Raw genomic sequence first — 26,016 nt, 5'->3', positions numbered from 1 at the left:
ATATGAAATACAAACTATTGGTTCTTGATGTAGACGGCACATTGGTGAACAGTAAGAAAGAGCTGTCGGAACAGACTTTGACAGCTCTTTTAAAAGTTCAACACATGGGGCTGCGCATTGTATTGGCTTCGGGGCGCCCTGCCTATGGCCTGCGCCATCTGATTGAAAAACTTGAACTTAAGAAATGGGGCGGATACATACTTTCTTATAATGGTGGCCAGATTATTGATGTTGGTAACGACAAGGTTATATTCGAAAAAAGAATAGACCCGTCAATGATTCCTTATCTGGAAAAGAAAGCTCAGAAGAACGGTTTTGGTATCTTTACCTATCATAACAACCAGCTTATAACGACTAAACCGGGCGACAAGCATATTCAGGACGAAGCAGCACTTAATGGCCTGGAAATTGTTCCGGTAAAAAACCTTTCTTCAGTAGTGGATTTTTCACCCTGCAAGTGTGTTTTGTCAAGTGATGACGAAACAGCCCTAGTTGCTCTGAAAGATTACTGGAGAAAGCGTCTGGCAGGCGTCCTTGATGTATACCGGTCCGAATCGTTCTTCCTTGAAGTAGTACCGGAGTTTATTGACAAGGGAAATACCTTGGGTGTATTGATAGAAAAGCTTGGAATAGATGCAAAAGAAGTAATGGCAATAGGTGATGGCAGGAGAGATTTTTCAATGCTTCAGCTTGCAGGCTTTGGGGTTGCCATGGGTAATGCGCGGGATTCGATCAAAGCCTGTGCCGACTATATAACCGGGGACAATGATAATAACGGAGTAGCTACCGCGGTACAGAAACTTCTCATTGCCAGTACCCGTCCGGCAGATATTTCGCTTGACGAGCTGAACGCAGGTAACCGCGATACGCTTATGGGCAATCTTGGAATTCAATATACCTACGCTTCGGAAGGACGTGTTGAAGCTGTGATGCCGGTAGACAAACGAACACGCCAGCCTTTTGGAATATTACATGGCGGCGCTACGTTGGCGCTTGCTGAAACGGTAGCCGGACTCGGCTCGATGATTATTTGCGAACCTGACGAAATTGTTGCAGGCATGCAGCTCAGTGGCAATCACATATCTTCCGCACACGAAGGAGATACGGTACGAGCCATTGGAACAATCATTCATAAAGGCCGCTCCTCGCATATATGGAATGTGGATGTTTTCACATCTACCAACAAATTAATCTCTTCCATCAGAGTAGTTAACAGCGTATTGAGAAAAAGATGAGAGATCAGAATGCATATCACACCCTGGATGCACTTATAGAGCAAGACAGATGTTTTGCAATATTCAGGCTGCCAGAAGAAACCGCCCCCCGGTTTATTATGCAAACAAACGGGGCGCCTTCTCTTTTTGGGAATGTTGATGACCTGAACGGGCAGCATGGATTTGTAATCGCTCCTTTCCGGGTAACTGCAGAATTACCCGTTATAGTGATACGGCCTGATTGCACCAGCCTCCCGGAAATGAATATTGTTATTCCGGAGAATCAGCAACGGAAAACCAAACCGCAGGTGTATGAGAGTACTGACAAGGTAAAGTATAGTATCTTGTTCGAACTATTCAAAAAACCACTGTTAAACGGCAAAATGAAAAAGCTGGTACTGTCGAGGAGAAAGACAATTGACAGTGAAGAAGCATTTTCGCCAGGGCGCACATTCTTCAAAGCAGTAGAAAAATATCCCCAATCGTATGTGTATCTTTTCCATACACCTGAAAGCGGCACATGGCTGGGGAGTTCACCAGAAGTACTCCTGTCTGGAGCAAAAGAAAGGTGGCAAACCGTCGCCCTGGCGGGAACCCACTATTCCGGCAACAGCGATGTGTTGTGGGACGACAAAAATCTCAGGGAGCAGCACCTTGTAACTTCCTACCTTATAAAGCAGCTCTCTTGTTTTAACATAACACCGGGGATAAACGGCCCATACACAGTTAAAGCGGGCAACCTGGCTCATCTGCGCACAGATTTAAGCTTCTGTATTCCTGACAAATCGAAGGCCGGAACTTTGTTAAATGCGTTCCATCCGACTCCTGCAGTATCGGGGCTTCCTAAAAATGAAGCCTGCCAGTTTATTCAAGATAATGAGGGTTACGACCGCCGTTACTATTCTGGATTCCTTGGTATGCTGGATACGAATGGAGAAACCGGAATCTATGTAAACCTCAGATGTATGCAAATTGAAAAAAAATCGCTTACTTTGTTTGCCGGCGGAGGCTTGCTCGCCACTTCTTCTTTGGATGACGAATGGGAAGAGACAGAGCATAAGCTAAAGACTATGTTAGATATACTTGAATAAGTCGCGGGTATGTACTCAGAAAAAAAGAATGTTTTACAATTAGTGGCGCTGCTCAAAGCGCATGGCATTACCGATATTGTATTGTCTCCTGGATCGCGAAACTCTCCTCTCATCCATTCTTTCGCTACAGATAAGTTTTTCACTTGCTACAGTGTAGTAGATGAACGGAGTGCCGGTTTTTTTGCATTGGGTGTAATACAAGCTTCGGGCAAACCTGTGGCAGTATGCTGTACTTCAGGTACTGCTGCCCTGAATCTGGGTCCGGCCGTAGCAGAAGCCTTTTATCAGCAACTGCCGCTTTTGGTAATCACCGCAGACCGTCCCGCTGCATGGATCGGACAGATGGATGGGCAAACTGTCCCGCAAGCCAATATATTCAAGGAGATAACACGCTGTTCGGTTCAACTGCCTCAGATAGCAGATGATGAAGAAGAATGGTATTGTAACCGGCTTATCAATGAAGCAATACTTGCCTTGAGCTCAGTTGTTCAAGGCCCTACACATATAAATATTCCTTTGGACGAACCCTTGTTTGGCTTCAACAGGGAAACCCTTCCCTCTGTACGTGTAATACGCCAGTCTGTACCGGGATACATAATAAACAGGGAAGACGGTTATGACCGGCGATTTGCCGGCTATCGGAAACGTATGATTATAGCCGGGCAGCTGCCTCCTGAGAACGGCTTGGCCAACATCCTGTATAAACTCCGCGAGATATCGGGAGTAGTAGTGCTGTCGGAACAGCTCTCAAACATCCCCGTAAAGGAGACTTCTCCTTTCGACATAGTACTTTATACGGCTTCTGGAAAAGAACTGGAAGAGCTAACACCCGATTTGGTGATAACACTGGGAGGACATATTGTTTCCAAACGTCTGAAGCATTTCATCCGTTCGGCAGATATCAGCGAACACTGGCATATTTCACCTTCAGGAGAGGTTACAGACACTTTTCAACGAGTTACTGACATTGTCAGGAGCGATGATGAAACATTTCTTAACTATTTGGCAGAGATTCCGCCCAATACGGAGGCGAAGGGTTTCCGTGACATATGGGAAAGACATTGTGCATCAGTCACCAGGCCGGAGGCCGCATTTTCCGATCTTTACGCGGTAGGAGCTTTTATGCAGAAGCTGCCGGAAGATGCCTCCCTCCAATTAGGGAACAGCAATAGCGTGCGACTGGCGCAATTGTTCGATGTTCCGCCTTCCACACGCCTTTATTGTAACAGGGGGACTAATGGAATAGACGGGTCGCTCTCAACAGCGGTTGGGTATGCTGCTTCTTCGGGCAGGCTCACCTTTCTGCTGATTGGCGACCTGAGTTTCTTCTACGACATAAATGGCCTTTGGAATAATTATAAGGATAGCAACCTGCGTATAATGCTGAATAATAACGGCGGAGGTGAGATATTTCACATTCTTCCGGGATTGAACAGATCGGAAGTGTTGAATGAATACATTACGGCAGCACATGCAACCGAGGCCGGAAGCTGGGCACAACAGCAGGGATTTATCTATCTTTCCGCCCGTAATGCAGAGGAGCTGCAACGGCATCTGCCGCAATTCATCGGCATGGAGAGCGAGAAACCTGTTCTGCTTGAAGTCTTTACATCCATTGAAAAAAACGCAGAACAGATAAAATCTTATTATCATCAACAAAAAACAAAAAAACAACGTTCCCGATAAGTGGACACTGAGAATGAACTTGTCTTAAATGTTTTCGATAAAAGATGTGCAGAAAGATAATTTATTTGTATTATGCCTTTACAAGATAACAACTGTTTTTTTTACTTGAATTATCAAGAGCAGGAAAAACTAATTTTAATAAAAACAGATCAATGACAAACAGAGAATGGAAGACTATTAAAGAGTATGAAGATATTCTTTTTGATTTTTATAACGGGATAGCACGGATTACGATAAACCGGCCGCGGTATCGTAACGCCTTTACTCCCAATACCACCGGAGAGATGAGCGATGCCTTGCGTATATGCCGTGAAGAAGCCGATATATGCGTAATAGTTATTACCGGGGCTGGAGACAAGGCTTTTTGCTCGGGAGGTGATCAGAATGTAAAGGGTAAGGGTGGATACATAGGCAAGGATGGCGTTCCACGCCTTAACGTGCTGGATGTTCAAAAACAGATCAGATCGCTCCCGAAACCTGTTATTGCAATGGTGAACGGATATGCCATCGGAGGAGGACATGTGTTGCATGTGGTCTGCGACCTGTCTGTAGCATCTGATAATGCTGTCTTCGGACAGACAGGTCCCCGTGTGGGCAGCTTCGATGCCGGCTTCGGGTCGTCATACCTTGCCCGTATCGTAGGGCAGAAAAAAGCCCGCGAGATATGGTTCCTCTGCCGCCAGTACAGTGCACAAGAGGCGCTTGAAATGGGACTTGTAAACAAGGTGGTTCCATACGAAAGATTAGAGGATGAGGTGGTTGAATGGGCAGAAGCCATGATGCAGCACAGCCCGCTAGCGCTCCGCATGATAAAGGCGGGTCTTAATGCCGAACTGGACGGTCAGGCCGGTATACAGGAGCTGGCAGGTGATGCAACCATGCTTTATTATCTCACTGATGAGGCACAGGAAGGCAAGCAGGCATTTCTTGAAAAACGTAAACCGGATTTTACACAATTCCCCAAATTTCCTTAATCTGATAGAATATGTTCCGGATAGAGATCATACCACATACACTCCTGTTCAAACAGCCGGCAGGCACATCAAGAGGTGTTTATACCGAACACAGTGTATGGTATGTGGTTTTCCGAAACGAGGAGGAGAAACATCATTACGGAGTAGGAGAATGTGCGCCGCTCCACGATCTTAGCTGTGATTATGATGCCCATTACGCCGAAAGGCTGGCCACTTTTTGTAAGATAACGGAAGAGAGACAGAGGGTTGATACGGAATTGCTCCGTAATTACCCGTCAATCCTTTTCGGGCTGGAAACAGCTATGCGGCACTATAGGGAACGTAGATGGCAGCTATGGGATAGCCCGTTCAGCCGTGGTGAAGAGGGCATAACTATAAACGGGCTTATCTGGATGGGTGAGTATGCCGATATGTTAAAACAGATAGAATCGGTACTGGCAAGGGGATTTAACTGTGTAAAACTCAAGATCGGCGCTATTGGTTTTGACCGCGAGCTAGCCCTGCTTCGTTTTATACGCAGCCGTTATAGTGAACGTGAAGTGACATTGCGCGTAGATGCTAACGGGAACTTCTCACCAGGGGATGTTAAGGAGAAGCTTCATCAGCTTGCCGGGCTTGGTATACACTCCATAGAACAGCCTGTTAGAGCAGGACAGTGGCATGAGATGGCCGGGTTATGTGAATCCTCACCGCTACCCATAGCTTTGGATGAAGAGCTGATAGGAGTTAACGATCCTGCTGAAAAGAGAAAGCTGCTTGAGACAATCCGTCCCCAATATATTATACTTAAGCCATCATTACATGGAGGAATTGCCGGATGTGCCGAATGGATGGAGCTTGCCGGCGAAATGGACATTGCGTGGTGGATAACATCTGCGCTTGAATCGAACGTGGGACTGAACAGTATTGCCCAGTGGTGTTCAACATTCAACAACTCACTGCCGCAGGGATTAGGAACAGGAATGCTGTATATAAACAATATACCGATGCCCTTGGAAATTAGGGGAGACATGTTGTGGTTCAACCCGAAAGGAGGGATGCCGGATGTGTTCGAATACTTTTCATGATATGGACAAAATTATTATCGGCGGAATAGCTTATACTAAAGAAGATTTTAAAGAAGGCCGGAAAACCGGTTTCACCGGTGAATCTACTTTTCATCACCAACTGTATATGTTTTTGAAGGATTGGTTCTCCGGGACTCCAACAATGCGGCTGAACACTTCCGGATCTACAGGTGTGCCTAAAGAGATTATCGTGCGCAAAGAACAGATGCTGCAAAGCGCAAAGATCACATGCGACTTCTTCGAACTGAAAAGAAATGACAAGGTGCTGCTTTGCCTTCCGTTAGATTATATTGCAGGAAAGATGATGGTAGTACGTGCCCTATATGCAGGGCTGGACCTCTATCTTGTGAAGCCATCAGGCCATCCGCTTCTCGGTACAGATATCACGTTCGACTTTGCTGCAATGGTGCCGTTACAGGTATATAACTCCCTTAAGCGGGATAAAGAGAGAGAACGGTTATCTAAAATAAAACATCTGATAATAGGAGGAGGGGCAATTAATGAGAAAATTGAAAAAGCGCTGAAAGATTTTCCGAATGCTATCTACTCGACCTACGGAATGACCGAAACTCTTTCCCATATAGCTCTGCGCAGAATAAACGGGACCGAAGCCAGCTCTTATTATACCCCCTTCCCAACAGTTTCACTTACATTATCAGATGACAATACGCTAATAGTAGATGCCCCATTGGTTACCGATGGCCCATTAAAAACAAACGATGTGGCTGAACTTCGTCAAGATGGAAGCTTCCGCATTACAGGAAGGAAAGACAATATAATCAATACGGGAGGCATCAAAGTACAGATAGAGGAAATTGAGCAGGTATTAAGCTCTCATATAACAGGCAACTTTGCGATCACATCGATACCGGACCCAAGGCTGGGTGAAGCAATTGTATTGCTTGTGGAACAGCCCGTCTCTCCTGTTTCTGTCAGGAAAGCAATAGAGCAGCTTCTTCCGCGCTATTTGCAGCCTTTACACATCTACGCCGTAACTGCCATTCCGCAAACGGGAAATGGAAAGATCAGCCGCACAGCAACAAGACAGCTGGCAATTCATTCCGGAGTCATGGGGGACCGGCCGTAACCAATGTCAATACGCTAATTACATGCAACTTAGAGAAGATAAAATAAATCTATCGTTGCCAAGGGTAAGATATATACATTAATTTTGTATTTTTGCTCATCTAAAAAGAAGATTATATGAAGATAGCACTTATCGGTTACGGAAAGATGGGGCATGAAATAGAGAAAATTGCCCGGGACAGAGGTCATGATATTGTCTGCATAATAGACATTAATGAAGAGCATAAGTTCAGCACTCCGGAGTTTAAAAGTGCCGATGTTGCAATCGAATTCTCTTCACCCGAAAGCGCCCTGCAAAACTACAAGCAGGCTTTTGCAGCCAACGTACCGGTAGTATCGGGAACCACCGGTTGGCTTGAACACCTAAGCGAGATAAAAGAGGAGTGTGACAAAAACGGAAAAACATTTTTTTATGCATCCAACTTCAGCCTGGGGGTTAATCTATTCTTTGCTCTCAACAACTATCTGGCTAAGCTGATGAACCGATATCCCGATTACGATGTGCGCATTGAGGAGACTCATCACATACACAAGCTTGATGCGCCAAGTGGAACAGCTATCACCCTTGCCGACGGCATCATGGCGTATATCGGCAGAAAAGAGAGATGGGTACTGGATGAACCCGTTTCTCACGAAGAGTTGCAGATAAAGGCATTTCGTGAAGGAGAGATACCGGGCATCCACACAGTTATTTATGAATCTGACGCCGACTCCATACGCATCACTCATGATGCCAAAAGCCGCAAGGGATTTGCCCTTGGTGCTGTACTTGCTGCAGAGTTCACAAAAGATAAAAAAGGATTCCTTGGTATGAAAAATTTGCTGGGAACTTTTTAAACATAATTATCAATTTACAAATATGACATTAAAAGAGAGATTTTCTAATGCTACACGCCGGCAATGGTTCTGGCTTGTCGTATGGGTTGTGATAACAATACTATTCTCGATATGGGCACATACCCCGGCGATATTGCTTTTTATTTTTCTTGTATTTGATATATATATCACCAAATTCATACCTTGGTCTTTCTGGAAGAAATCTAAGAATAAAACATTCCGCAAAACCATGGAATGGGTCGATGCTATTCTGTTTGCACTGATTGCAGTATATTTCATCAACACATTTTTCTTTCAAAACTATCAGATACCCACATCATCACTTGAAAAATCGTTGCTGGTTGGCGACTTCCTGGCAGTGAGCAAGCTCAGTTACGGAGCGCGGGCGCCCATAACGCCTTTGTCGTTCCCGCTGGCACAGCACACCATGCCGATAGTAGGCGGCAAATCGTACATCGAAAAGCCTCAGTGGAAATACAACCGGCTAAAGGGTTTCGGAAAGGTTAAAAGAAACGATATCGTAGTATTCAACTTTCCTACCGGCGACACTGTCGCTCTTAACCAGCAGGGAGTTGATTTCTACACGCTCGCCAAACACAATTCCAACGGCAGTGCCGGAGTACGGTCAGACAGGCGCACCTACGGAGAGATAGTCTATCGCCCTGTGGACAGGCGTGAGAATTACGTGAAGCGCTGTATAGGTCTCCCCGGAGAAACCATAGAACTGAGAAACGACTCCGTTTTTATTGATAGTTCATTCCTACCCAACCCACGACTCGCTCAACACAACTATATAATACACACAGACGGAACAGTTATTGCTGACGATGTTTTCAGTGACCTGGGTATTAACAAGGCCGATTATTTCACACAGGACAACTACGGACAGGTAGTTACCCGCACACAAGATCTGGATGGTGCAGACAGCCTGAGCATGGCATGGTTTGGTTTGTATCCACGCAATGGTAATAACGGAAGAGTCTATTTCAGCATCCCTATGACCGGTGAAATGGTTGATAAGATGAAGGCAAAACCATTCGTCTGGGACGTTATCAAAGAGAGTGAACAACCGGGATTGAACTACTACTATCCTCTCAATTACGATACCGGGTGGACCCGCGACACATTCGGGCCGCTATGGATTCCCAAAAAAGGAGCTACCATCAGCTTCGATACCAACGTACAATTAAAAGTTGCAGTCTATGAAAGATGTATTAAAAACTATGAAGGCAATGATTTTGCCTTTCGCAACGGAAAAGTTTATATCAACGGTAACGAGGCAGATTCGTACACATTCAGGTTCGACTACTACTTTATGATGGGTGACAACCGCCATAACTCCGCCGATTCACGCGTGTGGGGATTTGTACCCGAAGACCATATAGTGGGACAACCCTTCCTTATATGGCTGTCGCTGGAAAAAGACAAGGGGTGGTTTGAAGGTAAGATAAGATGGAAGAGGCTGTTTCGAAGTGCGAAAATACCGGCATGACAGATAGGCATCACGCGGGAATAATTCTTCTGCCATCTCTTTATCTTGCACCTGTACAGTATTATGCCGCACTGTTTCAGAGCAGTGGTGCTTTAATAGAGATTCAGGACAATTATCAAAAACAGTCGTACCGAAACCGATGCACCATAGCCGGAGCCAATGGGGCACTATCACTTAGTATACCAATTGAAAAGCCGGAAACGGCAAAATGCAAAATGAAAGATATCCGCATTGCCGAGCATGGCAATTGGCGGCATCTGCACTGGAATGCCATTATTTCGGCTTATAACTCAACACCTTTTTTTCAATATTACGAAGATGATTTCCGCCCTTTTTACGAGGGGGGGAAACATAGATTCCTGCACGATTTCAACGAGCAGTTGCGAGAGCTTGTCTGCCGCCTCACCGGCATTGATACAACAGTGAACTATACCACAGAATATGCAAAGACCCAATCACAGGACATCTTCGATTTCCGCGAGGCAATACATCCAAAAAAACCTTCGGACTTCATAGCTCCCCGTTATTACCAGGTATTTGCTAAAAAAAATGGTTTTATCCCCAATCTCAGCATCATAGATCTTCTCTTTAACATGGGCAATGAGTCCCGGTTATATTTAAGAGAAAGCATATGGTAGCAGAAGGCCATATGGTCCGGAGCTGAACAGTAAAACAAACACAACATAAACAACATCGAGTTGGTCCAAAAATCGAGAGGGTGAAATGCATAATGCGTTTCACCCTCCTTCATTTAGTTACATCCGGAACCAATTATTCCCAACCGGGATTATTTGGAGCTAATGCCGGGTTCAAAGCAATTTCATTGATAGGAATTGCAAACAGATAGTTTTTAGGAGCAACAAACATAGGGGCAGTGGTTACACGAGCACTGTAAATGTCTATCGGTTTTGTAACATCCGTAACATCAAAGCCTTTTTTCAATTCCTCTACTTCTTCTGCCGTGTATAGAGTCGGATCAATAATCATTCCGTGACGCTTATTGGCTAAGAGATGTCCGGCTGCCCAGCGCATCAAATCGTAACGACGAACGCCTTCTCCAAACAATTCAACACCTCTTTCACGACGGATTTCACGAATCAAATTTGCATTACTGCCTTTAATCATCGGGTATTGCTCCACCAAACGGGGGTCGGCATCGGGCGATGATGTCAGTTTCACATTAAAGCCAACGCGTGCTCGCAAAGCGTTTACGGTTTTATCCAACTCTGGATCTTTACCCAGCTCTGCTCCGGCTTCAGCTCTTATCAACAAAATCTCGGCAAAACGGAAGACAGGAGCATCTACTGTTCCTTTATGGTGCTCGGAAACGTCTTCAGCTTCGTTGTAATATTTTATTATAGAATATCCTGTAGAACAAGCGCCACTATTACCCTTTGTAGCAACAATCTTTTGAATTGCCGGTCGATTCCCTTTCAATAAATACGTAAATTCTCCCGGCTCTGGAGTAGCTACCGTTTGCAATAATCGAGGGTCACGGTTATTCAACTCTTTAATCATTCCCTCACCTACAGAGTGTAAGGGTGAAGAAGCATAGGGTTTCCCGTCAATTGACAAATAGTTTTCCATGCATTCGCGGCTCATACCAATAGGGGTTTCTCCACGCGACATTTGCCTTGAAACATTGTTTCCTTTTCCAATTGCCGGATCGTATTCTTTTGACAAAATAACTTCTTTATTATTGTTGTAGTTAGATTGAATAAACAATTCGTAATAGGATTTTGAAGGTTTACTACCCTCAAATAATTTATAACCGTACTCAGGCTTCATTAATTCACCGGCGGCAGCATAAGCTGCTTCCAAAAATTTAACATCGCCTTCAATACCGTGATAACGACGATAAGAGCCTTCGAATAAACAAATGCGGGCTTTTAAAGCAATAGCGGCATCTTTGCTTACACGGCTCACTTTGGTTTTTCCAGGCAGGTAACTTATTGCCAAATCAATATCACGTAAAACATTATCCATAACAAGCGTACGTGAATCACGGGCTTTGTATAACTCTTCGCTACCCGGTAAAAGTACAGTTTCATACCATGGCACGTCTCCATACGTTCTCACCTTATTGAAATACTCCCACGACTTGAAGAAAAGCACTTCACCCAGATACTTTTTCTTGATGGCATCTGTTTCAGGTGACTTATCATAATTTTGGATAAAATCGTTACAGGCGCGTACCACTTCCCAATCCCACGGTGTATTATTTTTGTCGGTAGGTGCAACGTGATGGCCGAAAGCCACATCATTTTTCTCCCAAGTGAGCATTTGATCGGCATCGGCGTCTAAATTGAGCATTCCGCCCATAGTATAGTCTTGCGGATTACCGTGTCCGGTAATCATTTTCTCATAAAACCAGTTACAATATTGCTCCAACGAACTGGCATTAGCGGTACTGAAAAACTTTCCCTTTTCAATTTTATCGGGTGGAAGTTCATCAAAGTCACAACTTATGAATCCCATCACCAACGTTGCCATAACGTATAATATGTATTTGTTTTTTTTCATTGTTATCTATAGTTTAAAATGTTACATTAAATCCAAAAGAGAATGTGCGGCTAAACGGATATCCCTTACCTTGATCTTCAAACTGCGGACTTCCGTCATTTTTGTCAAATCCTGATACATCTGGCTCAAGGTATTTAAACATTTTGGTGGCTTCCCACAAATTTTGTCCGCTGGCAAACACTCTAACTTGTGATATATTCAGTTTTTCGGGTATACTTGTTGGCAACGTATAGCTTAATGTCACATCGCGCAGACGAATATATGCTCCGTTTTGCAAGTATTTTGTTTGTACTTGGCGGCTTCTCCCGCTAAATGTAGGAACAGGGAAATATGCATCGGTATTTGTCTTGGACCAGGCATTATCCACGTGGTAATCGGTAATGGCGGCCCACCAGATTCCGCTATATCCCCAAAACTGACTTTCGCCAAACCATACGTCGCGCTTACCAACACCTTCAAACATAGCACGCAGGTCAAGCCCTTTCCAGCCAACGTTGGCATTGATACTATAACGATAACGAGGTGTACTGTTACCTATAATTTTACGATCTCCCGGCTCATCTACCGTATTTTTCCCGGGATTAATTTTTGGATCATTATCCAAATTCTTGTAACGGATATCTCCAGGTAACCAAGTTCGGCTGAAATGGCTTTGCGTATCTACCATTTTTGTAGCTTCTGCTTCATCGGCGATAAATCCATCAGTTACATATCCCCATATCTCTCCCAGTCTCTTCCCTTCGTAATGGTCAGCGAGCGAACGTGTAGGATTGTTGTATTTGGTAATCTCGGAGAATGCATCGGAGATACCCATACCAACACTATAAGTAAGTGTACTGCCCCCTACATCTGATATTTTATCATTCCATGTCAACATAAGCTCCCATCCGTTAGTACGCATATCGGCCAAGTTCTCTTTACCACCACTCGTCCCTAAAACTGCCGGATAGGCTTTGCTTACTACCATGTCTCTTGTACGACGCACGTAATAATCAAATGAACCCGACAAACGATTATTCAGTGTCGCAAAGTCCAGTCCCGCGTTTATGGTATTTACTCTTTCCCACGTGATATTGGTGCTTGCCAATGTGGATGGATTGATCCCTTTCAAAATAGCATTGTTTATCACATAGTTATAAGTTCCGGGGCTTAATGTTCCAAGATATTGGAAGTTATTGTCAACGACCTGATTTCCCAAATCACCATAGGATGCTCTCAATTTCAGGTATTCCAATGTAGCTCTTAACGGTTCATAGAAACCTTCTTCCGACACTCTCCAACCTGCCGAAACCGATGGGAAGAAACCCCATTGTTTACCTACGGGATATTTGGAGGAACCGTCGTAACGACCATTTGCTTCAAGCAGGTATTTACCCATGTAATCATAATTTAAACGATAGAAAATACCTTTTACAGCCCAAGAATCTCCCGGCTCTTTAATGTTAATAAACTTATCGGCAAGTCCTCCGTTGGTCAGTTCGTTTACAAATAAATCCTGTGATTCAATTTCTAACTTATTGTAATCTTTTCGCTCATCGTTATATCCGGTCATTAACTTAAAATTATGACTTTTAGCAAGGTTAAAGTCATATTCTGCCCACAAGTTCATAGCACGATAAACATCACCGCTTCTGTACTGCCAGACTCCATTGGGTGTATTTACGGCTACCGGTGGAGTATTTACATCGGGTTGTACCTGATAGATTGTTTTTTTATGCTCGCGATATGTACTGAACCAATAGTTTTGCGTATAATCACCCTTAATTGACAATCCTTTTATAGGCGTAATATTAAAACCTCCGGTGTACCAAAAATCTTTATCAGCAGTTGTGGTACGCCCGGCAAGAGCCATACGCCCGGCAATATTGTAGTTAAAATTATCGCCTTGCAAAGCAGCAAAATCAGTTCCGTTAGGTAAGTAAATAGGAATATGCGGAAACATGCGATAAACTTCATAATACGGGGAACCCATACCGAAGTTATTGGTAGGCACATTTTTATCAGAGTTATTCAGTTTGGTATTGAAGTTCAATTGTAGCCAATCATTCACTTGCGTGGTAAAATTGAAAGCTATATTAAAGCGTTTATATTTATCCTGTCCAAAACGGAATAAGCCGTCCTGTCCTTTATAGCCAACCGAACCATAATAGGTACTCTTCTCCGAGCCACCGGAAAGACTGGCGTTATGCTGCTGCATAAATGCAGCATCATTGTAAAACTCTTTATACCAATCGGTATTACCGGCATAACCCCATTGTCCTCTGCTAGTGAACTTTCCAGTCGTATCCAAGAATGCAGAAGGGTTGTTAACCGGGTCAGCAATGAACTTTTTAGTCGCTTCAATTTGCTCAGCAGAGAAATAGGCTCCCCCACCGTTATTAATGTTTGCCTGGTTAATGGATTCCAACCATTTGTCTGAAGCCATGCCTTTAGGCAAGCGGCTGGGTGATGACCAAGCAAAACTGTTGTTATAATTGATCTGCAATTTTTGATTAAGTTTACCGCGTTTGGTTGTAACCAAAATCACACCGAATGAGCCACGCGGACCGTAAACGGCTGCAGATGCGGCATCTTTCAATACCGAAACGCTTTCGATGTCTTGTGGATTAATTAGGTTAAGGTCTGTTTCAACCCCATCCACAAGCACCAGGGCCGATCCGCCATTAAGCGATGTAGCTCCACGGATATTGAACTTTGTTTCAGAAGTAGGGTCGCCAGTCTTAAAGCTTATGTTCAAATTAGGAATAGCGCCCTGCAAACCTTTGGCTGCATTTACAAGGGGACGGTCGTTAAGTATCTCACTATCTACCATCTGTACCGCACCCGTCAGATTCACTTTCTTCTGTGTGCCGTATCCCACGACCACTATCTCATTTAATATTTTGGTATTTTCATGCAACACAATACTGAATGTGTTTCTACCGGCGGTAATAATATCTTGTGATTCATATCCCACATAGGAAATCTCAAGTATGGCGTCAGGAGCAACATTTAATACGAAAGTTCCATCAATGTCAGTGACAGTACCGTTGGAAGCATTTCCTTTCTCAACAATGGTTGCGCCGATAACAGGTTCACCCTTGTCATCATTAATAACTCCCGAGATTACTCTTGTAACCAGTTGTTGCTTATTATCTTCAGGCGATGAAATGTTATTATTCCCCTTTTTGTTATTTTTCAGGAGAACACGGTTGTTAATCACTTTAAAACTTACGTCAGATCTACCGAAAATATGTGACAGAACATTTTCTATTCGTTCATTCTTCACATTGACCGACACATCGGACAGTTTTTCTGAAAGGATGTCAGCATCGTAAGAAAATTCATACCCCGTTTGTTGATGTAGCTCCTCAACTACATTTCCCACAGTCGGGTTGTTTAATGTGATCTTTACATTCACTGATTGCGAAGCCAATGCAGACGCAAACACTTGCGAACTCAGTAAAAAAAGCAGTAAGAACGATTTTATCGTCCTTAACAATTTAGATTGGACAACAGCCGTTTGTACCATCATCCCAAGGGTTACATGTTCATTCATACATTTTAGTTTTTCTAATTAAAAAAAGTTTAGTAAACTTATCTGTTTTATTATATAATGAAAGTGAATTTACTTTCTGCATAGTTTGTTTTTTAATAAGACTAATCAGTTAACCTGAATCTATGCCTAAGCAGCATTCTCTCAAATTGACTTAATTCATGATACGTTTTTCAGTAATAAAAACTTCATTCCCTTCTATACTATAATCGATTGGAGCAAGAAAGCTAAGTATGTCAAGTACTTCCTTCAACGATTCTTCCCGGTTAATAACATACCGGTAACGCCGATCGGCCAGTTTCTTGGATTCCAGATTGATGTTTACATCATAAATAAGGCTCAACTTGTTAACAATTTCACGCAATGTGGCATTCTCAAACTTAATTTGATCAAGGTGCCATGAGGTGAGTGTATTAACATCAACCGTCGAAACGCTGTACCTGTTGTTTTCGGCATTGTACACCACCTTTTCTCCGGGTGACATTTCAAAAACATCTTTTTTGCGATTATCTTGCAACACCACTTTTCCCGATGCAAGAATGGTTTCCACACAACGTCCTTCATCGTCCACAAAAAGGTCGAAAGACGTTCCGGTAACTTTCACATTTATATGGGGAGATGTTACCATAAAAGGCGATTCGGGATTCTTTTTAACATCGAAATAGGCTTTACCTTTTAATGAAACCTGACGATGTTCAGATGAAAACGACTCGGGTATCCGAAGTTCTGAAAACTGAGCCAACCAAACAGTTGAACCATCCTCCAGATCTAATTTCTTTACAGACTCGTTCCCTGCGACAACAATAGTAGTATACTTCCCTGCAGTAAATCGTGTCCAGGCAAATAGAGAGAGAGAGATAATAATTACAGCAACTGCGGCATATTTCAGTATATTCCGGAAACGATAAAGCGATGTGCGGCTGCGGATTTTCTTCTGAACACGAAAAAGAGCCAACGAATTCTCAGCTACTGTGTTGTATTTCGTATATTCTTTAAGTATCTTTAATTTGCTTACCTCAGCGAAAAGTTGACTGTTTTCAGCTGAAGCGATACGCCATTCTTCAAGTTTTTGTCGTTCGTTAACCGACAGTTGTTGAGAAAAATATTTGACCAATAAGGAAAAACCTGAATCCATCGAAATAATCTTATATACAAGCTAAACGAACAACCGGTAAAAACTACGGAGTATAATTACACTTTTCTTCAAAATATTTCACATATAAGCATCAAAAGAAGAAAATCGTATGGGGATAAATGTTTTCGAAGGTATTTAATTGTCAGGTAAATATGACTTTCAACAGTACGTTGGGGCATTTGTAATTTCTCTGCTACTTCATTCATCTTCAATCCATCGCGATATACCAGTTCAAACGCACGTCTGCGCGCTTCAGGAAGCTGGCTGAGCAGGGCGTTCAATTGTTCCTCAAAGTCTTTACTGAAAAGTTCTTTTAAAGGCTGGCAATCGTTCTCAATATAAGAGTGATACTCAATGGCCGATTTCAAAAGCGCCTCCTGAACATATTTTTCCAATCGACTGTTTTTCTTAATGTAATCTATACACCTAGAATATGCCGATTGAAACAGATAACTGTAAAATCCTTCTCCCATATGGAGTTCATTCCGTTTTTCCCAAACATATACGAATACCTCCTGAGCAATATCTTCTCCCACAGTTTTATCATCAAGAATGGTAGTGGCATATGCCGCAATTTTCGGATAAAAACAGCAGAACAACTCTTCAAACAGAGATTGAGAAATTGTCTGAGATGCAGTAAAAGAAATATGGTTGCAACGTGTTACCAAATAATGAAAAATGAAGCGATCTTAAATTTTTCCAAAAGTAGAAAAAATTCTTCATTAACGAAAAAAATTAACTTAAGCCGGTAATATTTTTTTTAATGCTCATAACTGTACATCCACTTAATTTTAAAAGTTCAAGTTTCGCATGTCAAGTATTCAACTAAATATTAGTCTGACAATGCTTTGTGGCTCATTTATCGATTTACATGCTATCTGATAAATAACTCGCCTCGCTCGAACAGCATATCAGATGATGCCTGTTTCATCGAATGGTTTTCCTCTAAACATTTTATAGGTTCCATATTTAGCTAAATAAGTTTTGAGTCTTCTCCGAAAACCTCAAAACCCAATTTTATTGGTTTTCAACTTATTGAAAATCAATGATTATCTTTTGAAATTTTCAAGAAAAAAGACTTATCGGAGGAGACTCAGTTTTAATTTATACATGCGAAACTTGAATTAAATTAAACATAAAACAGATCATAAACATAACAGGGGACCAAAAGGAAACAGGGCTTCGGTTTACCAAAAAATGAGTTATACATACAATTTAAGTAATATTGCACTTGCGGGTTGACTCTGGAAGATGAATTCCCGCTCTGTTTATCGTGTTCATTTTAACGATTTTTGCTATCTTTGCACCGTTTAAAAAAAAAGTACCGTAAAATTATGTGTCATAAGAGAAGAGTCCGTTTCGCACCCAGTCCCACAGGCCCCCTACATATTGGGGGAGTACGGACAGCATTGTATAACTACCTATATGCCAAACAGCAGGGGGGTGATTTCATCCTTCGTATTGAAGATACCGATTCTGCGCGGTTTGTTCCTGGAGCGGAAGAGTATATACAGGAGACATTCGACTGGCTTGGCCTCCAATTTGATGAAAGCCCCCGGAAGGGTGGAAGTTACGGTCCCTATAAACAGTCGCAACGCAGGGAAATATACAAAGAGCATGTTAAATTATTACTTGAGAAAGGAGCAGCCTATATTGCCTTTGATACACCTGAAGAGCTGGATGCCAAAAGATCGGAAATTCCCAATTTTCAATACGATGCATCGACAAGGAACAACATGCGCAACTCTCTCACCTTGACTGAGAAAGAGACTGATTTACTTATAAAATCGGGGATGCAATATGTTGTCCGGATTAAAATTGAGCCTGATAACGAAATCATTGTGGACGATATGATTCGCGGCAAGGTGGCTATCAACTCTTCAGTCGTGGATGATAAGGTAATATACAAATCATCGGACGAACTGCCAACATATCATCTTGCGAACGTGGTTGACGATCACCTGATGGAGATCACGCACGTAATCCGCGGAGAAGAGTGGTTGCCCTCTGCACCGCTGCACGTATGGCTATACAAGAGCTTTGGCTGGGAAGAGGCCATGCCCCGGTTCGCACATCTCCCCCTCCTGTTAAAACCTGAAGGAAGCGGCAAGCTGAGTAAACGCGATGGAGACCGTCTCGGTTTTCCAGTTTTCCCGTTAGAGTGGAGGGATCCTGTATCGGGAGAGGTCTCTTCGGGTTACCGTGAAAGCGGTTATCTACCTGAAGCGGTAATTAATTTCCTTGCTTTTTTGGGATGGAACCCCGGAACAGAGAAGGAAATATTCTCTCTGGAAGAACTTGTACAGGCGTTTTCATTTGAGCGGTGCAGTAAAAGCGGAGCAAAATTCGATGTTGAAAAAGCCAAGTGGTACAACCATCAGTATATACTCCACACCTCCAACAATGAGTTAGCCGGTATGTTTGCCCCCATCCTACTGGAAAAAGGGGTAAATGCACCTGCCGAAAAAGTGGTCAAAGTAGTGGCACTTGTAAAAGACCGCGTACATTTTGTGAAAGAGCTTTGGGATCAATCCTCATACTTCTTTGTCGCCCCAGCCGCATACGATGAAAAGACCATTCGCAAACGTTGGAAAAAAGAGACTCCCGGCCAGATGAAACAACTAATTGGACTGATTGAAAATATGACAGACTTTTCAGCAGAAAATCAGGAAAAGGCAGTAATGGATTGGATTAAGAATAACTGCTTTCATACCGGGAACATAATGAACGCGTTCCGCTTGGCAATTGTTGGCGTAGGGAAAGGCCCTCACATGTTCAACATAACCGAAGTTATCGGAAAAGAGGAGACTCTTTCCAGGCTGCAACAAGCTATTGATACCATACCAGTTCAGGAGAATGTATAATATAGGAATTTTTTTTATGGCGTTTTTTATACGCCTGGCTGCACTTTTTAAAAAAAAAGCGCGTCTGATGGTCAGCGGGCAGAAAGCTACATTCAGCAAACTGAAAGAGAAGATAGACCGGGAGTCCCGTTACATATGGCTACATGCAGCCTCATTGGGTGAGTTTGAACAAGCCCGCCCCCTTATTGAGGCGATAACAAAAGAGCATCCTGAGTATAAAATTCTGCTTACCTTTTTTTCTCCGTCGGGATATGAAGTTAGAAAAGATTATCCTTTGGCCGATATAGTGTGTTATCTGCCGTTCGACACAAAAAAGAACGTACGCCGATTTCTGGATCTGGCGAATCCTTTCATCGCCATTTTCATCAAATATGAGTTTTGGTATAACTATATTCACGAAAGCTTTCTTCGGAAGATCCCTGTCTATCTGGCCTCTGCAGTATTCAGGCCTGGTCAGCCCTTTTTTAAGAACAGACTGACACGTTACGGGAAAATGCTTCGCTTTTACTCACACTTTTTTGTTCAGGACGAACTATCGGCTAAACTCCTGAAAGGTAAAGGCATTGAAAATGTCACACTTGCCGGTGATACACGTATCGACAGAGTAATAGAGGTGCGGAATAATGCAAAGGAACTGCCGGTAGTTGAAAAATTTGCTGATAAAAAGTCAATCGTCATCGTAGCAGGCAGTTCCTGGGCCCCGGACGAAGATCTACTGATCGATTACTTTAACACTCACAGTGGATTGAAACTGATTATAGCACCTCATGAGATTGACGAGCCACGTCTAAGGGAGATAGAAAAGAAGCTGAAACGCGCACACTTGCGTTATTCAAATGCTACCGAGGAAAATATTACACAGTGTGAATGTCTTATAATCGATTGCTTCGGATTACTCTCTTCCATTTATCGATACGGCCAGATAGCCTATATAGGAGGCGGATTTGGAGAGGGAATTCACAATTTGCCCGAAGCGGCGGTGTATGGCATACCTGTCATCTTCGGGCCAAGATACTCAAAGTTCATTGAAGCTCATGGCCTTATAACTAACGGAGGTGGATTTTCCATCAGCAACAAGACAGAATTCAACAAAAAGATGGATGAGATGGCTCTTGATTCATCATCGAGGATAAATGCCGGTGTGAAAGCAAAAGAATATATATTCGGAAACGCTGGGGCGACACGTGAAATAATGAAGCTGATTTCACTCTGAAAAACTTGTAGTACCACAGAGAAAGGTCCATAATATACAAACAATTCAGTAGTTCAGTTGTTGTATAATAACCTCACAACGTTAACACAAAGAGGCATGAACAGTTCATCATCAAAAAAAAAGAAAATAAGAGTCAGAACAAGAATTTTTGTTCCTTTGGTATTTATTGTCGCTGTACTCTTCATAACCTATATTTTTCCCCGTCAGGGTAGTTTCAAATATTCGTTCAATGAAGGGAGACCCTGGCAGTATGGCCTGTTGACGGCTCCATTTGATTTCCCCATCTACAAGCCTGCAGAGCAGTTAAAGACAGAGCAGGACAGTATTTTGCAATTTTACGAACCCTACTTCATTATAAATTATGATGTACAGAAAAATGCCATTGCCGACTTTGATGCTGATGTAAACCTGAATGCCAAACTTGCCACTCTCTCTCCCGGATATAAACTGTATATCCGCGACAAGCTTAACGAGATATACAACAACGGCATAATGCGCTCAATCGACTACGACCTCATACATGAGTCAAAGACAAAGACTCTGCGAATAAAAGAAGAGAATGTTGCACAAGCCAGGTCGATAGAATCACTTTATACAATACGTACCGCATATGAAAAGATATTGAGCGATGCCCCTGCAAATATAGATGCAAACATTCTGAAAACGGCTGATATAAATGAGTATATCAGAGAGAATATAATTTACGATGCGGCAACATCAGAGAAAGCGCAAAATGAATTTATTCAGCAGGTTGATATCAGCCGCGGCATGGTGCAGCAGGGACAAAGAATTATTGACCAGGGAGAGATTGTTGACTCACGCACATATAACATACTCTCTTCACTGAAACGTGTGACTGAAGAACGCAGCGGGGGGGCCACGAAAAATGGCTGGATAATACTGGGACAGTTTATTCTTATTCTTTTTATGTTCGGTTCATTTTATATGTACCTTTTATTCTTCCGCCCTCATGAATATCGCAATAGGAAACATGTGAGTTTCATGGTGTTGCTAATAACGCTCTTTGTGGCGCTAACATGTATCACTGTCCGGTTTGAACTATTCAGCGTATATATAATTCCATATGCCATAGTTACCATTCTCATACGTACCTTTATCGATTCACGTACCGCTTTGTTCGCCAGTATCACCACCGTAATCATGAGCTCACTGATGGTGCCTTTTCCTTTCGAGTTCACTGCAATCCAAATTTCAGTTGCCATGGTCTCTATTTTTATGCTGAAAGAGCTTACTGAGCGTTCTCAGCTTATAAGAAGTTCATTTTTTATCCTTCTTACCTATGTTACGGTGTATCTTGGGCTGATATTATATCAGGAAGGAAATGTAAAGGAGGCCGACTGGGTTATGCTGGTATATTTCTCAATAAACTTTATTTTCATAATGTTCTCCTATTCACTGATCTATCTTGTTGAGCAATCTTTCGGATTCATATCAGGTGTGACGCTGGTAGAACTTTCAAATATAAATAAACCTCTGTTGAAAGAACTCTCCGAAAAAGCGCCAGGTACATTCCAGCACTCATTACAGGTGTCAAATCTGGGAATGGCGGCCGCCGCAAAACTGGGAGCGAATGCCTCTCTTATAAGGACTGGAGCTTTGTATCACGATATAGGGAAAATAAAGAATCCTGCTTTTTTCACGGAAAATCAAGCACCTGGAATGAACCCTCATGCAGGGCTCCCTTTTGAGGAGAGTGCACGCATCATAATCAATCATGTAAAAGATGGGGTGAAGATTGCACAGAAATACAACGTGCCGCAACAGATTATCGATTTTATTGAAACACATCACGGAACAAGCATGCCGAAATATTTTTATATCTCATGGAAAAATGCCAACCCCGGGAAAGAGGCCAATGAAGCCGATTTTCTATATCCCGGGCCGAATCCTTTTTCCAAAGAGACAGCAATTATGATGATGGCCGATGCGGTGGAGGCATCGTCGCGAAGCCTCCCGGAATATACAGAACAATCTATTCGCAACCTGGTTGACAAAATAATTGATTCACAGATGAATGAAGGATATTTCAGAATAGCTCCCATCACATTCAGAGATATTCAGACAGTGAAGGATGTTTTTGTTGATAAACTGAAAACGGTATATCACACCCGTATAGCTTATCCCGAACTGAAACAGCCCACACGTTAACTACCCTCTCTCTATTATTGCTATTGTTGCTATCTTTGCAAGTTCAACTGCCAGGAAGCTTTGAGTACATGCTATCTACTCCCACTCAATTGTTGCTGGAGGTTTTGATGAGATATCGTAAACTACCCGGTTGACTCCCTTCACCTTGTTGATGATCTCATTTGATACCTTTGCCAGGAAATCGTAAGGCAAGCGCGACCAGTCAGCAGTCATTGCATCGGTAGAAGTAACCGCACGCAAAGCGATGGTGTTTTCATATGTACGTTCATCACCCATCACTCCCACCGATTGTACCGGCAAGAGAATAGCACCGGCCTGCCATACTTTGTTGTAAAGTCCTGCAGTACGAAGATTTGAAATAAATATTTCGTCAGCATCCTGTACAATCCGCACCTTTTCGGGCGTTATAGCTCCCAGTATGCGAATACCCAACCCCGGTCCCGGAAAAGGATGGCGGTTAATAAGGGAAGGATCTATTCCTAATTCCAGCCCTATCTTACGTACTTCATCCTTGAACAGCAACCTCAGAGGCTCACACAGTTTAAGATGCATCTTTTCAGGAAGCCCGCCTACGTTATGGTGGCTTTTAATTGTGACACCTGTAATGGAAAGCGACTCAATAATATCGGGATAGATGGTTCCCTGGGCAAGCCATTTTATATCTTTTAGTTTATGTGCTTCTTCTTCGAAAACATCTATAAATCCTTTACCAATTATCTTACGTTTCCTTTCAGGGTCAGTAACACCGGCCAGCTCTTTGTAGAAGCGATTTTTCGCATCCACACCAATCACATTAAGTCCTAAATGCTCATAGTTTGCCAGAACAGTTTTAAATTCGTTTTTGCGTAACAACCCATGGTCTACGAAAATGCAGGTAAGGTTTTTTCCGATAGCTCTGTTTAACAATACCCCGGTAACCGAAGAGTCCACACCTCCTGAAAGAGCCAGAATTACCTTGTCGTCACCCAGCTCCTCTTTCAGCTCCCTGACAGTAGCTTCGATAAACGATGCCGGAGTCCACTCTTTATTTACTTTACAAATGGAAAGGAAATTATCCAATATTTGTGTCCCTTCGTCTGTATGAAATACTTCGGGGTGGAACTGAACCCCCCAAGTAAGTTCTCCATCGATCTTATATGCAGCCGGCTTAACATCTCCTGTAGATGCAATAACTTTGAAATTATCAGGGATACGAGCTATTGTGTCACCGTGAGACATCCACACCTGACTATTTTGTGATATGTTGCCTAAAAGCAAATCATCAACTGCGCTCACGTTCAAGTGTGCGCGGCCATACTCGCGGGCATTAATCCTGCCTACCTCGCCGCCTGACGACACCACCATAAGCTGAGCTCCATAGCATATACCCAACACCGGATATTTACCGCGTATTTCATTTAAATCGGTTTTGAACGCATTCGCATCATTAACCGAAAAAGGACTACCGGAAAGGATTACCCCTTTAACTGAGGTATCTCCGAATGGGAATTTATTGTATGGTACTATCTCGCAATAAGTTTTTAATTCTCTCACACGCCTTCCAATAAGCTGTGTGGTTTGTGAACCGAAATCGAGTATTATAATTTTTTCTTGCATAAGAGGAATTTTTTTCAGGCCTCAAAGATAGTGAAAAAAGAGAAAATCATAAATATTTGAATCGATTGAATATTTTTTTCACTATCTTTGAAAATCAGTAAAAATGATGATGAAGAAACAACATATCTTTCTTACTCTTCTGTTTAGCACATTAGCTTTCGCTTTACAGGCTCAAACACTTGATGAAGCGAAAAAAATGTATCTGGAGGGAAGGTTTGCCCATGCACTTCCTGTTTTCAGGGCAGAATACTTCAATAATCCCAATAACGCTTCAGTAAATCAATGGCTGGGAGTTTGCCTGTATGAAACAGGCAAATTAATTGAAGCCGAAAAGTATCTCACTTTTGCATCACAAAAGAAAATCACCGAAGCATACATATACCTTGGCGAACTCTATTCCAAAACGTACCGTTTTGAAGATGCGGAAAAGGAGTTCGAAAAATATCAACGGGCAAACCGCAGGAACAATGACGCTCTGGAAAAACTGGCTCAAAAACGCATTTATGCCGAAAAACTGAAAAAAGCTGTCAAAAGAACAGAAGACATACAGATTATTGACAGCCTGGTGCTTCCAAAAGCAGATCTCCTATCTGCCTATAACCTGAGCGCATCTTCAGGCTCACTGGTACCGCTGAACGATTTTTTTCCCAATTTGTCAAAAACAGATAAAACACTGTATATGAATGAGCGGAAAGACAAAGTCTATTATTCGCAGGGCGATCAGGTAAAAGGACTCGATCTGTTTACAATGGACAAACTACTCGACACATTCGGGAATGAGAAAAAACTGCCGGAAAATATTAATATGGAAGGAGACCAGGCCTATCCTTTTGTGATGAACGACGGGATGACCATCTATTTTGCATCAACAGGACATCAGTCGTTCGGCGGCTATGACCTGTATATTACCCGTTATAACCTGACTGCCGATTCATATCTCAACCCAAATCAACTGAATATGCCGTTCAACTCACCGTTCAACGACTACATGATGGTGATTGACGAAGAGAAGGAGATCGGGTGGTTTGCGTCAGACCGTTTCCAACCGGCCGACTCAGTTTGTGTATACACGTTCATTCCGAATCAACAGATTATTCTGCTCGAAAGTGAAGACGAAAAACAACTTGCAAACCGTGCAAAGATATCCTCTATTGCCGAAACTTGGAAAAAAGGGGCCGAGTACGCTTCACTACGTGTGAAAGCACGGCAGGAAACAGTTCCTAATCAACCAAAGAGAGGTGATTTTGAGTTCGTGATCAACGACAGAACTACCTATCATTCGCTTTCCGATTTTAAAAACAGCAAAGCCAGATCTGTGTACTCACAGGCAATGGGCCTGGAGAAACAACTTAACGATTTGAATAAGGAGCTTTCCGAAAAACGGGATCAGTATGCAGAAGGAGGTTTATCAAATAACAATTTGAATAGCACAATACTGCACCTGGAAAAAGAGACTGAATCACTCTTCAGAGAGGTAAACAGACTAAAAATTGAGGCAAGGAACGAAGAAATACTAAATAATTTTAAATAAAAG

The 26,016-nt window shown here is 42.7% G+C and carries 18 protein-coding genes; 13 read left to right on the top strand and 5 right to left on the bottom strand.

Annotated elements, in window-relative coordinates:
* Positions 1-2 precede the first annotated feature (2 nt).
* The 9 genes from KDN43_RS07370 (at position 3) to KDN43_RS07330 (ending at position 10,085) form a co-directional block, all read left to right on the top strand.
* Positions 3-1,235: a Cof-type HAD-IIB family hydrolase gene (locus tag KDN43_RS07370; protein ID WP_238869188.1), complete on the top strand. Its 1,233-nt coding sequence runs from the start codon at positions 3-5 to the stop codon at positions 1,233-1,235.
* A complete protein-coding gene (locus KDN43_RS07365) occupies positions 1,232-2,305 on the top strand; it encodes an isochorismate synthase (protein WP_238869187.1) in 1,074 nt (357 codons plus the stop codon). Before KDN43_RS07370 ends, KDN43_RS07365 begins: the two co-directional genes overlap by 4 nt.
* Positions 2,306-2,314: 9 nt before the next feature.
* On the top strand, positions 2,315-3,991 hold the full coding sequence (gene menD / locus KDN43_RS07360; RefSeq protein WP_238869185.1) for a 2-succinyl-5-enolpyruvyl-6-hydroxy-3-cyclohexene-1-carboxylic-acid synthase: 1,677 nt from the start codon (positions 2,315-2,317) through the stop codon (positions 3,989-3,991).
* Positions 3,992-4,143: 152 nt separating this feature from the next.
* Complete coding sequence (gene menB, locus KDN43_RS07355; protein ID WP_238869184.1) at positions 4,144-4,965, top strand: 1,4-dihydroxy-2-naphthoyl-CoA synthase; 822 nt, start codon at positions 4,144-4,146, stop codon at positions 4,963-4,965.
* A gap of 11 nt (positions 4,966-4,976) precedes the next feature.
* Complete coding sequence (locus KDN43_RS07350) at positions 4,977-6,032, top strand: o-succinylbenzoate synthase (RefSeq protein WP_238869182.1); 1,056 nt, start codon at positions 4,977-4,979, stop codon at positions 6,030-6,032.
* 1 nt (position 6,033) lies between these two features.
* Positions 6,034-7,119: an AMP-binding protein gene (locus KDN43_RS07345; protein ID WP_238869181.1), complete on the top strand. Its 1,086-nt coding sequence runs from the start codon at positions 6,034-6,036 to the stop codon at positions 7,117-7,119.
* Positions 7,120-7,235: 116 nt separating this feature from the next.
* Entirely contained in the window at positions 7,236-7,955 is a 720-nt protein-coding gene (gene dapB, locus KDN43_RS07340) for a 4-hydroxy-tetrahydrodipicolinate reductase (protein WP_238869178.1), read from the top strand.
* Between the two features lie 22 nt (positions 7,956-7,977).
* Positions 7,978-9,447: a signal peptidase I gene (gene lepB, locus KDN43_RS07335; protein WP_238869177.1), complete on the top strand. Its 1,470-nt coding sequence runs from the start codon at positions 7,978-7,980 to the stop codon at positions 9,445-9,447.
* A complete protein-coding gene (locus tag KDN43_RS07330; protein ID WP_238869434.1) occupies positions 9,444-10,085 on the top strand; it encodes a WbqC family protein in 642 nt (213 codons plus the stop codon). Before lepB ends, KDN43_RS07330 begins: the two co-directional genes overlap by 4 nt.
* Before the next feature lie 133 nt (positions 10,086-10,218).
* Here KDN43_RS07330 and KDN43_RS07325 read toward each other — a convergent pair whose 3' ends face one another.
* The 4 genes from KDN43_RS07325 to KDN43_RS07310 form a co-directional block, all read right to left on the bottom strand.
* Positions 10,219-11,970, bottom strand: coding sequence for a RagB/SusD family nutrient uptake outer membrane protein (locus tag KDN43_RS07325; protein WP_238869175.1), 1,752 nt, complete (start codon positions 11,968-11,970; stop codon positions 10,219-10,221).
* 13 nt (positions 11,971-11,983) lie between these two features.
* Entirely contained in the window at positions 11,984-15,508 is a 3,525-nt protein-coding gene (locus KDN43_RS07320; RefSeq protein ID WP_238869173.1) for a TonB-dependent receptor, read from the bottom strand.
* Positions 15,509-15,659: 151 nt separating this feature from the next.
* A complete protein-coding gene (locus KDN43_RS07315) occupies positions 15,660-16,640 on the bottom strand; it encodes a FecR family protein (RefSeq protein WP_238869172.1) in 981 nt (326 codons plus the stop codon).
* Positions 16,641-16,708: 68 nt separating this feature from the next.
* Positions 16,709-17,308 carry an RNA polymerase sigma-70 factor gene (locus KDN43_RS07310; RefSeq protein ID WP_238869170.1) on the bottom strand — a complete coding sequence of 200 codons (600 nt, stop codon included), beginning with the start codon at positions 17,306-17,308 and terminating at the stop codon, positions 16,709-16,711.
* A 666-nt stretch (positions 17,309-17,974) separates the two neighbouring features.
* Between KDN43_RS07310 and gltX the strand changes: the two genes are divergently transcribed.
* From gltX to KDN43_RS07295, 3 genes are all read left to right on the top strand, one after another.
* On the top strand, positions 17,975-19,504 hold the full coding sequence (gene gltX, locus KDN43_RS07305) for a glutamate--tRNA ligase (protein WP_238869168.1): 1,530 nt from the start codon (positions 17,975-17,977) through the stop codon (positions 19,502-19,504).
* On the top strand, positions 19,497-20,717 hold the full coding sequence (locus KDN43_RS07300; RefSeq protein WP_238869166.1) for a 3-deoxy-D-manno-octulosonic acid transferase: 1,221 nt from the start codon (positions 19,497-19,499) through the stop codon (positions 20,715-20,717). Before gltX ends, KDN43_RS07300 begins: the two co-directional genes overlap by 8 nt.
* A 96-nt stretch (positions 20,718-20,813) precedes the next feature.
* Complete coding sequence (locus tag KDN43_RS07295; RefSeq protein ID WP_238869165.1) at positions 20,814-22,886, top strand: HD family phosphohydrolase; 2,073 nt, start codon at positions 20,814-20,816, stop codon at positions 22,884-22,886.
* Between the two features lie 75 nt (positions 22,887-22,961).
* On the opposite strand, the gene guaA is transcribed toward KDN43_RS07295, so the two are convergent.
* Entirely contained in the window at positions 22,962-24,482 is a 1,521-nt protein-coding gene (gene guaA / locus KDN43_RS07290) for a glutamine-hydrolyzing GMP synthase (RefSeq protein ID WP_238869164.1), read from the bottom strand.
* A gap of 103 nt (positions 24,483-24,585) precedes the next feature.
* On the opposite strand from guaA, the gene KDN43_RS07285 reads away from it, so the two are divergent.
* Positions 24,586-26,013, top strand: a complete 1,428-nt coding sequence (locus KDN43_RS07285) for a tetratricopeptide repeat protein (protein WP_238869162.1) — start codon at positions 24,586-24,588, stop codon at positions 26,011-26,013.
* Positions 26,014-26,016: the final 3 nt, after the last annotated feature.

It is taken from the genome of Proteiniphilum propionicum, from assembly GCF_022267555.1.
GTDB lineage: Bacteria > Bacteroidota > Bacteroidia > Bacteroidales > Dysgonomonadaceae > Proteiniphilum > Proteiniphilum propionicum.
This window is presented reverse-complemented; position numbering and strand designations above follow the sequence as displayed.